The sequence below is a fragment of the Sporomusa sp. genome (assembly GCF_035561155.1).
Lineage (GTDB): Bacteria > Bacillota > Negativicutes > Sporomusales > Sporomusaceae > Sporomusa.
Genome location: NZ_DATMYD010000041.1, coordinates 1 through 11,127, shown reverse-complemented (window position 1 = coordinate 11,127; position 11,127 = coordinate 1). Strand labels below are relative to the sequence as shown.

Genomic DNA, 11,127 nt, shown 5'->3' with positions numbered 1-11,127 from the left:
TATATAAAATTGTGTATAGACTCAATTGTTTCGGCTTAAGTTTAAACATACGAGAGCCCCAACTTTCGTCATTTATATCTACCTATATTATACCAAAAATGGGACTATATCGCTTTATATTTGACTTTTTCAGTGGTTTCGGACGGTTCTGTTGAGTCATCCTCCGAATCACTGTTTTAACGAAAAGACTACTACACGATCTATTCCGGCATAATCTTTGACAATAGCCTCAGTCTTAAGACTGCTGACGGGATTAGCCAGCGCCGCCACTGGTCCGGCTTGATTAATTCCCACCTCTACGGCAATAAAACCGCCAGGATTTAAATACGCAGCGCCCTCAGCCACAATGCGCCGGTAAAAATCCAGACCATCAGACCCGCCCGCCAGTGCCAACCGTGGTTCTTGGCGCACTTCGGCGCTCAAGCCGGCAATATCTCTATCTGGAATATACGGAGGGTTTGACGTTATAACATCAAATTTTCTGCCCGAAAGCGGCGCGAGCAGGTCGCCCTGATGTAGTTCCAGACGTTCAGCAACACCATGCCTGACGGCATTCTCCTTAGTCACAGCCAACGCATCTGTTGAGATATCAACAGCAACACCCATGGCTGTAGTTAGTTTGGTCAGAATACTGATAATAATTGCACCACTGCCTGTACCCAAATCAGCGATACATGGATCTTGAGCAGCGGCAAGGCGGCCGAGCACTGTTTCTACTAAAATCTCAGTATCTGGCCGGGGAATAAGTACAGCCGGACTAACCGTAAAGTTCAGTCCCATAAACTCCTTATAGCCGGTGATATAAGCTACCGGCGCACGCACAGCCCGTCGTTTGACAGTGTCGCGATAAGCCGCCAGTTCTTCGGGCGTCAACGGCTGATCAAAATTCGTATATAAATACAGCCGGTCCTTGCCCAGGATATGGGAAAGCAGTACCTCGGCATCCAAGCGGGGATTATCAATCCCCTTGGAGCCAAAGTACTGCCTAGTCCAATTTAAAATTGAACTAATCGTCCACTGTTCAGTCATTTCACTCTACGTCCTTTAGCTTCTCGCTCTGTCCGGTGGTTACCAGCGCTGAGATCAGTTCATCTAAATCACCATTTAGGACAAAATCCAGTTTATGCAGCGTCAGGCCGATACGGTGGTCAGTAACACGGCCCTGCGGGAAATTGTACGTTCTGATCCGCTCACTACGATCGCCTGTGCCCACCTGGCTTTTGCGGTTTTCCGCTACTTCAGCCGCCTGTTCAGCTTGTGCCAGTTCCAACAGCTTGGCCCGCAGCACACGCATAGCCTTGTCACGGTTTTTGAGCTGGGATTTTTCATCCTGGCACTGCACCACTACGCCTGTCGGCAAGTGGGTAATACGCACAGCCGATTCCGTTTTATTAACGTGCTGGCCGCCTGCTCCACTGGCGCAGTAGGTATCAATTCTGAGATCATTCTGACTGACTTCAATGTCAACGTCCTCGGCTTCAGGCAGCACAGCGACTGTCACTGTGGATGTATGGATACGTCCGCTCGATTCAGTAGTTGGCACCCGTTGGACACGGTGTACACCACTTTCATACTTGAGCTTGGAATATGCGCCATCACCTTGGATGGAAAACACAACTTCCTTAAAACCGCCCAAATCAGGAGCATTCGCGTCAAGCATCTCAACCCGCCAGCCCTGGTTTTCAGCGTAACGGGTATACATGCGGAATAAATCACCGGCAAACAGTGCCGCTTCATCACCGCCGGCACCACCCCTGATTTCAACAATGACGTTTTTATCATCATTGGGGTCTTTCGGCAACAGAAGAACTCTCAACTCTTCTTCGAGCGGCGCAACTTTACTCTTTGCCTCAAGATATTCGGCTTCAACCATCTCGCGAAACTCGTCATCAAGTTTATCTTTCATCATTTCACGGGCATCATCCATGGCCTGCCGTGTTTTCTTGTACTCGCGAAATTTTTCTACTATAGAAGCCATTTTGCTGTGGGCCTTGGTTAATTTCTGCCATTCGCCCATATCAGCCATCACGGCTGGATCACTGATTCGTCCTTCTAAATCCATAAATTTATCTTCAATCGCCTGCAGCTTATCAAGCATTCGTTTTCACCTCTAAGTCTTCGTCAGGGCGCACAGCGTTTAAGGCCGCAATGGCCACTTCTATTTGGTCGTCACTTGGCTCACGGGTAGTCAGTTGCTGCAGCCACATTCCAGGGGTAATAGCGCAAGCTACCCACCGAGCTTGACTTCGCCCGGCAAACCGGATAATCTCATAAGCAATGCCAGCTACTACCGGCAGCAGAATGACCCGGGACAAAATCCTAAGCCAGAGATCCGGCCAACCCAAAAAGGCAAACATGACAATACTTACTACCATAACTATGAGCAAAAAGTTGGTGCCACAGCGGGGATGCAGGCGACTGTGCTTCCGGATATTTTCTACCGTCAGTTCCTGTCCTGCCTCATACGCGTGGATGGTTTTATGCTCAGCGCCGTGGTATTGAAACACGCGCTGAATATCTTTCATTAGTGATATTCCCAGAATATACAAGAAAAAAATCGCCAACCGTAAAATTCCCTCAAAGGTATTTAATAAACGGGGATCAGTTACGGCGCTATGAATATATTTGGCAGCATAGGTAGGAATAACGACAAACAACAGGATCGCCAGCCCCAGTGAGAACACCATGGTCATAGCAATTTCCTTAGTTGACAGTGCTTCTTCTTCCTCACCTGCCGCTTGAGCTGAAAACGATAATGCTTTTAGACCGTATACCAATGATTCGACTAATGCCACAACGCCTCGCAGCATTGGTTTCTTTAAAATAGGATAACGGTCCGTTATCGAGGTCAGACGTTCCCTTTGAACGGTAATGGTGCCGGACGGTTCGCGAACTGCAGTGGCGATATATTCCGGCCCGCGCATCATAACCCCTTCGATTACGGCCTGGCCGCCGACAAAAGGCTTCTTTTCACTCACGATACCCGCCCTCCTTTATTTATAAGTACAGCAGAGCATTCCTGCTCTGCTGCCTTTTTGTTGTTCAATTAGCCAAGCTGCAATTATTCTTGGGTATTGCTGCCATAACGCTTGTTGAATCTTTCTACACGGCCGCCGGCTGCTATCTGGCGCTGTTGACCGGTATAGAACGGGTGGCACTTAGAGCACACATCTACACGCAGTTCTTTTTTAACTGAACCAGTCATAAATGTATTGCCACAGCCGCAAACTACCTTAGCTTCACTGAATTTAGGATGAATTTTTTCTTGCACGTCTTGCACCTCACTTTTTAAAGCCACTTAAATTTATCCGCTAGCTGATCGCCACGAATACCCCGCTTTTGCAGAGAAATAGGTGGGCAAGCTCCTGGATAGGTTCAACTAAGCCTCTCAGGCCATTTAAGTGCCTTGGAGGTAAGTTTCACTTTATGCGTAGTAATTATAGCATATCAAGACAAGAATACGCAAGTTATCTTACTGCAACTTTGGCAATATAGTGATAAATACTTCGGTGAGTTCAGGATCAAACTGTACTCCGGCATTTCTCCTGATTTCCTCGATGGCGTCGGCTTGAGTCAGTGGTGTCCGATATGGTCGCTGATTGGTCATAGCGTCATAGGCGTCAGCCAAAGCCAGGATACGGCATTCGATAGGAATATCTTCTGCTTTGAGACCAAGCGGGTAACCGCCGCCGTTCCACCATTCATGATGTTTAAGCACCCAGTCAGCTATAAATACCAAATCAGGCGCCGCCCGGGCAATACGATACCCTATTTCCGAGTGGCTGCGCATGATGGCTGTTTCTTCGGCAGTCAGCCGGCCGGGCTTAAACAAAATTCCATCAGGAATGCCCACCTTCCCGATGTCGTGAAATTGAGCAAAAAGTTGCAATTCAGACAGTCTATTTTCGGAAAAACCAATCTCGGTACCTAGTAAGCGCACTAAATCCTGCATCCTGTCTGCATGGCCGTCAGTGATAAAGTCCCGCACCTCAAGCGCTTTTTTTAATGTCTGCACAATGGCGCTGCGCGTACTGCGATTATGGAACAGTTTATCACGATACATATAATTGTCCGCTTCTTTTAGTAGTTCGCCCGCATCACTAGACTGATGCGTACCTGTTGCATAACCAATCGACATACTGAGTGTCAAGCCCGGAGTCTCGTGGTTGGCACTAGCAACAGCTTCTTTAATTTCCTTACACAACTGTGCGACATCTTTAGCAGGATAATTTTTAAGAATTATGGCAAATTCATCGCCGCCAAATCTGGCAATGATGGCATCATGGGGGCATGTCTGCTGTAATACTTCAGCCGCCTTGCGTAAAAGGGCATCACCACTGGTGTGGCCCAATGTGTCATTAATCAATTTGAGCCCGTCAACATCGGCGACAAGTACCTGTACACTGTCAACGGATTCTTTGGTCTTTGCTATGCATTCCTCAAAAAAAGCACGGTTATAAAGCCCTGTGAGCGTATCATGCCGGCCAACATACCTGAGCCTAGTCTGCGCCTTTTCCAAGGAACCCAACATATTATTGATATTAGTCGCTAACTCGGTTAGTTCGTCCCGGCCAGCTACCGGCAGCCTAATAGACAAGTCTTTGCTTCTAGTAATTTTCTCAACAATACCGTTTAACTGAGTTAATCGACTGAGTACCTTCCGTTCTATGAGAGTAAGCATGACAATACCAAATATCAAACCGGCAACCAGCAGCATGGCAATAAAGTAATTAAGAGTCTGCTGCCCCTGATGTGAGATTTCCCTTGCTACTAATACCCGCATCAACAAGGCAGGCTGACCGAATATATCAGGCAATACAGCATATCCGGCCATGTAATTTTTATCAACAGGATTGACATATACTTCATCGCGGTAAGACAAATAGTCCTGAGCTGCAACGAAATCAGCCGGCAGATCGCCATCCCAGCTGCCAAAATCAATAGGCAGCTGAACACATTCAGATATTTTCTCTTTTTCCACATAAGTCACATAGCGCCCAATAAGCAGTACTCCCCGGGAAGGGGCACTACCAGTGCTGTCAGAAATGGCCCCTGCTGCAATCAGCATCTGGCCTTCACGCAAGTTCAACACACCTTTGTTAATTCCCGAAAAAGGCGTGCTATTGGGCTTCGGTTTTACAGCGGCAAGTTTGGCGGCCACTTCATCAGTTAATGGCGCGTCCTCACGTTTATCCCAGTCAAACGCACGGGCATACACAATGCGTCCATCAAGGTCAGTATACATGATAACATTTATACGCTGCGATATAAACGTCAAGTCTACAAAGTTGGCATCAATAAACTCCTGACTACCACTCTCAATAAAATGATAACTATCATCCCACTGTGCCCAGTCCCTGACTATACTCTCCAAAGAAGCAACTTCGTTTTCTACCCCTTTGATCGCTCGCTTTACATTGCGTTCAGTATCACTTTTTTCCAACTGCTGATATCCATTAACCAGGATGGTATCAGCGGTAAGAAATATACTAAACAGCAGCAAAAATAGCGTCAAGCCAATAATGATGATGCTTTTTTCCCGTAGTGGCACCTTTTTACCGCCTTTTGCTATACTATTATATATAAGAAGTTTCCATTTAAGCTTAGTTAATTCTCTAAATTATCCGGTAATCCTGCACAATAGCTGCAAAAAAACGGTGACCGGCTTTCAAAGGCCGCTCACCATTCCATAACCTAGATATATTGCAGCGCCCCAGATGAACACCGCTGAAACTTTCCCATAAGGCACAACATCCTTCCGGTGGCGTCTAGATCGCCAATAATCCGTCCGGCAAGTGCCAGCGCGAAAAACCATAGCCACGAGACCGCTATACACGCAGCAGTAAACAATACTTTACCGCTGCCAGCATAGTTTAATGAACTTGTGCCGATAACCCCAATCGTGTCAAGAATGGCGTGCGGGTTTAATAGTGATACCGATGCTGCAAACATAATCTGCTTGGCGGGGGGCATGCCGCTCCCGCCGGCCGTGTGACGGCTATCCGGCTTGCTATGCCAGGATACCCATCCCATGTAGGCTAAAAAGACAAAACCAACTCCCAGTAATGTCATCTTAAGCCAGGAAAAACTTAAAATTACCAGCGATACCCCAAGTACTGCTGCCAAAATAAGCAGAGTATCACACACCCCGGCTGTCACAACAGCCGGCATCGCCTGCCAGAGGCTGTTCTGAAGTGCGCCTTGGTTAAAGACAAATAAGTTTTGCACACCTAACGGTAAAATAAGCCCAAAAGCTAAGATAATGCCATGGATAAATGGTTCCATTTCCTCTCCCCCTGAGACTAACTGGAATAATCAGTCTTCGTATAGCTCTGGTCTCCGGTGCTTAAGTAGAGGTAACTCGTCTCGCACCTTATCCAGTGTTCTAAAATCAATCTTTGCTGTGATTACCGTTTCCGCCTCATTAGCAACTGCCAGCACCCTAGCCCAGGGATCTACAATCATTGAATGCCCATGGGCCTCGTACTCAGCGGCAGCATTCAGCGCCGGCGCTGCAGCAATGACGTATACCTGATTATCCACTGCACGCGCCCGCATTAACAGTTCCCAATGCGCCGGACCGGTTACTGGACCGAAGGCCGCCGGATAAATCAAAATTTGTGCGCCTTTTAACGTCATTGCCCGAGCCAGTTCCGGAAAGCGAACATCGTAGCAGATAGCCACACCGATTGTCCCCAGCGAGGTCTTTACGACTGTCATGTTGCTGCCGGCGGCCAGTGTCTTGGATTCTTGAAATATAGTACCGCCTTTAATCGCAATATCAAACAAGTGAACTTTACGGTGACGACCAATCAATTCACCGTGTTCATTAAAGATAAAGCTTGTGTTATAAATATTGCCGGCCTCATCCCGTTCAGGAATTGAGCCGCCCACCACGATCACCTTGTATTGGACAGCGCTCTCAGCTAGCATGGCCACTGTTGGTCCGTCCGGGTAGCTTTCTGCATACTCCGGAAATAGTTCCGATTGATAGGGACAATTAAACATTTCAGGCAGTACTACCAAACGGCTTCCCATAGCCGCCGCTTCACCAATCATGCGACGCGCTCTGTCAATATTGGCCGACTTATCAGATATAACCCCCATTTGACAGATACCTACTATAAACACCGACATAAACACCCCTCCAAGTAAAATTCACCATCTAATATGAAATAGTGGGATTTTTTTTGAAACAACAACCCGACTGAAGGATTTATTAGCATAGTTTGTCGAATAAGCAACAAGTTAAAATATATAGGGAGGCTCCTTCACATTCATGCAAAAAGTTGCCACAGTTAGACTACAGCCCGGTATGATCGTAGCCCGCAACGTTTTCAGCATTGAAGGCGTGCTGCTCTTAGGCACCGGCACAATACTAAACAATGCATATATTGAACGGTTGCAACAGTTTGACCTGACAAGTGTATATATAAAGAATCCGTTTACGGATCAGATGGCGGATAGTGACATCATCGATACTATCCCGGAAGTTGTCCGTGAAGAGACACGGGTACAAGCCGTTCAAGTTGTGCATACGGCGTTTCAAAACCTCTCAGCCACCCGTCAGCTAGATTCGCAGCAATTTAAAGAAACAGCTGGCTTTCTTATTGATGAAGTCATTAAGAACAGGGGCGCGATGATTCATCTAACTGATATTCGCTCACGGGACGGGTATACCTTCGGTCACTCGGTCAATGTTTGCGTTTTATCAACACTCACAGGTGTGCAACTAGGCTATAATATCCTCCAGCTTAGAGAATTGGCGCTGGGAGCCTTGCTGCATGACACAGGCAAAATGCTGATTCCCAAAGAAATACTAATAAAGCCTGGTCCCCTCACTGCCGAGGAAAGAAAAGTCATGGAGCAGCATCCTGACTATGGCTTTGATATTCTCCGCCGTCAAAGTGAAATCCCGCTCATTTCCTCACATGTCGCCCTCCAGCATCATGAAAAATTTGACGGCGGTGGTTACACACGAAGTTTAGGCGGTTCAGATATTCATGAGTATGCCAGGATTGTGGCCATTGCTGATGTTTATGACGCCATTACCTCAGACAGACCTTACAAAGAAGGCTCACTGCCACACGAAGCATATGAAATCATGATGTCACTTGCGAATACACATTTTGACCCTGTCATTTTAAAAACCTTTCTGAGTCAAATTGCCATTTATCCGCTAGACAGCATAGTCAGACTGAGCAGCGGCGAAATTGCGCTGGTAACAAGGGTAATCCCCGGACTGCAAACCCGGCCAATCCTAAAAGTGATTGTTGATGCCGACGGCCGCAGACAAAAAGACGGTCCCGAAATCGATTTAACCAAACATCTGACAACTTTTATTGATAAAATCTTCACCCCGGCTGAAATATTAGACCTAGATGCTAGCTTAGCTTGATAAACAAACCTGAAGCATCATCCCAACGCCGGCTGGTTTTGATTAGCTGATTAAACCAATTGGCAGTCCTGTCAAAGTCCCAGAGGTCCATGTTATCAGGGAAGCCATTGACTTCGACCAGGTCCAATATGCCGTCTGTCACAAAATAAAAAGTATCGCCAGGCTTTACCGGCAGCAGAAATTCGGTAATGTCAAGCTCCGGGATTATCCCTAAAAGTGATCCGCCTGTTTTTAACAAACCATGGTGTGCTCCAGAAGCAGCAAAAAAGCCGGTAATACCCGCTGGTACAAGAGTAAGTATTTTGCTGTCAAAATCCAGTTCAAAACAAAGCATAGCGGCAAATGTCTCTTCGGTAAAATAACGCATTACCGTCTGGTTAATCCACCGTACCTTATCAATGAGCGGCACCTCCAACAGATAGGCTTCCTGCATGAGCACATTCAGGGCAGCCGTCTGCAGGGCAGTACCCAAACCATGACCAGATACATCAATCATATAGCCGGCTAACACATGGCCGCCTTTAATAAATGTATAATGAAAAAAATCACCGCTTACCATATGATGGGGCTCAAATATGGTCCGAACACTCACTTGGCCGGTATCAAGATCAGCAGGTAACAAACTGCGCTGCACTTGACCGGCAGTTTTTATGTCCCGTTTTAGTGCCTCCTGCAGGCGAACATACTCAGTAATATCTCTGAAAGTAGCTACAATAGCCTGTTTATCGCTGTAGCTGATTTGCGTTGCCGAAAACTCAACAGTAATGCCGTGCCCATCTTTGCGCCGGAAATGCCGCTGACTACGGCTCTCACCAGTGGCTAATGCCGCCTCCAGATCGGCCACAATATCAGCTGAAATCGCTAAATCCTTAATATGGAGCCAGACTACTTCAGCTTCCTCAAAGCCCATAATATGTCTGAACTGGTCATTGGCCTCCTGAATTCGCCAGTTTTCAGCATCTAAGACAATGATTCCATCGGTTGACTGTCTTAAAAGCGCGCGGTAACGCTCATTCCGCCCATTGAACACCTCGGCCTGGCGGGCAGTTTCTTGCAGTTGCTGTTGTACCTGTCTGGCCATTTGGCGATTTCGTTTATACAGCCAGCCAGAAGCCATACCACATAGTATTAACAAAAATACCAGTATAGAAACGCTCGGATTCATTCACTACCTCCATCTTCATTAACAACTATTATCTTATTATATAATATTTTCCTGCCAGATAAAACACAGAAGGTTACCATAAATAAAAGCGAGATTGCTCCGCTAAACGCGCGCAATCTCGCTTTTCTCTATCGATGAGAGATCGTCAATTTATTTTTACTTAACACTTTACCGTTTTGATCGACAAAGGTAATGTCTACTCCACCCCAAATATCGAAGATCGTTTTATCAAGTACTACATAGTCGGATGGTTGGGTAATAGCTAGCGTTACGGCCGAACCTGCTCGCGGGCTCTTGGTATGGACGGTAACAGTCATTTTGTTGCCGTTCATAACTACTTTTTCAATACCAACGCCGTAACCACCTGACGGGGCTGTACCGAGATAAGCAAACAGTACTACTTTTTTATTATAATCAATATCTTTTACTTTGCTTAGAACGTTCTCGGGAATACGCTTGTCCTGGTTAAGCTGGGAGTTATAATCAACGACAGTGGCAAAAGCCATATCCTTCAGATATCTTTCTTTATGCCAGCTCCAGTCGGCATATTTGTCTGTGGAAAATAATGTTTTACCTGTCGTCTGGGCAGGCGGAGCCGGTCTATACTGGCCAACTACCTTGTATGTTGTCCAAATGGCGTCACCACCGCCAAACGGTTTAACCAAAATCATAGTGTAGTCTTTCCCGTTATGGGTTACTTTGACGTGAATCTCACCATGCCGGGACAACTCGCTTTGCGCCAGGCGCTTAACAATGGTAAAGGTATCTTTATCGGTAAATCCATAGTTTTTGCCTTCTTTATGGGCGACTTGCAGGGGATCAAGACGCCAGCGTTCGTAGCCTGCATCAACATTCTGCTGCCACTTAATGACTTTAGCATAATCAAGGTACGCCACCCCTGGCCCCACATCAACTTTGTTTGGGCTGGAAACAATGATTGTTTTAATAATACCGGCCTGAATCGCAGTATCTTTGAGCACTACGGCCGGTTTATCATCTACGACTCCCTGTTTAATAGGGATTTGAAGCATCTTGCCTTCTTGTGTTTGCAATGGAATCCGGCTGTCTACAGCTTCGTCAAATAGTGCAGTTGCACTCCCGGTCTGTAGTAACTGCCCCTCTACTTCACTCATAGTGCGCGTCGAATTCAGCCATTTAGCTGCTGCCTGCTCAGGCAGGGCTGCAAAGGAGGTTGCAGCTGTAAGCACTGCCAGACCGGTGACAGCGGAAATAAATTTTATTTGTTTCTTATTGATATTCATATTTTTATCCCCTCTCGTTTTCATTCATCTATGTCAACTGACTCTTTAGTCAACTCATCTAATTAAACGCCCCGAGCTCCACAAAAGTAACGTCATTAACAAAAGAAAAACTTCCCAGACTCAAGGGGACGGTTCTTTTGAGTCACCCAAAGGCAAAAAAATTGACTCAAGAGAACCGTCCGAAACCACTGAAGAATGCCATGTTTTAAGCAGTAATACCATCCCGGTGCAGAGCCGTTTGGGGCAAAAAGTCGGTTGTGGGCAAAATCGAGTACAAGTACGCAAATAAAAGGATACCAGTG

10 protein-coding genes are annotated in these 11,127 nt (G+C 46.5%); 1 reads left to right on the top strand and 9 read right to left on the bottom strand.

Annotated features, from left to right (window positions below):
- Positions 1-168 precede the first annotated feature (168 nt).
- The 7 genes from prmC to VN447_RS05545 form a co-directional block, all read right to left on the bottom strand.
- A complete protein-coding gene (gene prmC, locus VN447_RS05575; RefSeq protein WP_325523666.1) occupies positions 169-1,029 on the bottom strand; it encodes a peptide chain release factor N(5)-glutamine methyltransferase in 861 nt (286 codons plus the stop codon).
- A 1-nt stretch (position 1,030) separates the two neighbouring features.
- A complete protein-coding gene (prfA, locus tag VN447_RS05570) occupies positions 1,031-2,098 on the bottom strand; it encodes a peptide chain release factor 1 (RefSeq protein ID WP_325523664.1) in 1,068 nt (355 codons plus the stop codon).
- Complete coding sequence (locus VN447_RS05565; RefSeq protein WP_325523669.1) at positions 2,091-2,927, bottom strand: DUF1385 domain-containing protein; 837 nt, start codon at positions 2,925-2,927, stop codon at positions 2,091-2,093. Before VN447_RS05565 ends, prfA begins: the two co-directional genes overlap by 8 nt.
- Positions 2,928-3,061: 134 nt before the next feature.
- On the bottom strand, positions 3,062-3,271 hold the full coding sequence (gene rpmE / locus VN447_RS05560; RefSeq protein ID WP_325523662.1) for a 50S ribosomal protein L31: 210 nt from the start codon (positions 3,269-3,271) through the stop codon (positions 3,062-3,064).
- A gap of 201 nt (positions 3,272-3,472) precedes the next feature.
- Positions 3,473-5,551, bottom strand: a complete 2,079-nt coding sequence (locus tag VN447_RS05555) for a diguanylate cyclase (protein ID WP_325523660.1) — start codon at positions 5,549-5,551, stop codon at positions 3,473-3,475.
- A gap of 143 nt (positions 5,552-5,694) precedes the next feature.
- On the bottom strand, positions 5,695-6,285 hold the full coding sequence (locus VN447_RS05550; protein ID WP_325523658.1) for a LysE/ArgO family amino acid transporter: 591 nt from the start codon (positions 6,283-6,285) through the stop codon (positions 5,695-5,697).
- Positions 6,286-6,315: 30 nt separating this feature from the next.
- Complete coding sequence (locus VN447_RS05545) at positions 6,316-7,137, bottom strand: carbon-nitrogen hydrolase family protein (RefSeq protein WP_325523656.1); 822 nt, start codon at positions 7,135-7,137, stop codon at positions 6,316-6,318.
- Positions 7,138-7,279: 142 nt separating this feature from the next.
- On the opposite strand from VN447_RS05545, the gene VN447_RS05540 reads away from it, so the two are divergent.
- A complete protein-coding gene (locus tag VN447_RS05540; RefSeq protein ID WP_325523654.1) occupies positions 7,280-8,398 on the top strand; it encodes an HD-GYP domain-containing protein in 1,119 nt (372 codons plus the stop codon).
- Here VN447_RS05540 and VN447_RS05535 read toward each other — a convergent pair.
- Entirely contained in the window at positions 8,385-9,563 is a 1,179-nt protein-coding gene (locus tag VN447_RS05535; protein WP_325523651.1) for a PP2C family protein-serine/threonine phosphatase, read from the bottom strand. The two genes, VN447_RS05540 and VN447_RS05535, sit on opposite strands and share 14 nt — an antisense overlap.
- Positions 9,564-9,691: 128 nt before the next feature.
- On the bottom strand, positions 9,692-10,825 hold the full coding sequence (locus tag VN447_RS05530; protein WP_325523649.1) for a protease complex subunit PrcB family protein: 1,134 nt from the start codon (positions 10,823-10,825) through the stop codon (positions 9,692-9,694).
- Between the last annotated feature and the right edge of the window lie 302 nt (positions 10,826-11,127).

Bases quoted from the DNA above. Each gene is read 5' to 3' on its own strand.
- prmC (WP_325523666.1), bottom strand. From the start codon at position 1,029: ATGACTGAACAGTGGACGATTAGTTCAATTTTAAATTGGACTAGGCAG.
- prfA (WP_325523664.1), bottom strand. From the start codon at position 2,098: ATGCTTGATAAGCTGCAGGCGATTGAAGATAAATTTATGGATTTAGAA.
- VN447_RS05565 (WP_325523669.1), bottom strand. From the start codon at position 2,927: ATGATGCGCGGGCCGGAATATATCGCCACTGCAGTTCGCGAACCGTCC.
- VN447_RS05550 (WP_325523658.1), bottom strand. From the start codon at position 6,285: ATGGAACCATTTATCCATGGCATTATCTTAGCTTTTGGGCTTATTTTA.
- VN447_RS05545 (WP_325523656.1), bottom strand. From the start codon at position 7,137: ATGTCGGTGTTTATAGTAGGTATCTGTCAAATGGGGGTTATATCTGAT.
- VN447_RS05540 (WP_325523654.1), top strand. From the start codon at position 7,280: ATGCAAAAAGTTGCCACAGTTAGACTACAGCCCGGTATGATCGTAGCC.
- VN447_RS05535 (WP_325523651.1), bottom strand. From the start codon at position 9,563: ATGAATCCGAGCGTTTCTATACTGGTATTTTTGTTAATACTATGTGGT.
- VN447_RS05530 (WP_325523649.1), bottom strand. From the start codon at position 10,825: ATGAATATCAATAAGAAACAAATAAAATTTATTTCCGCTGTCACCGGT.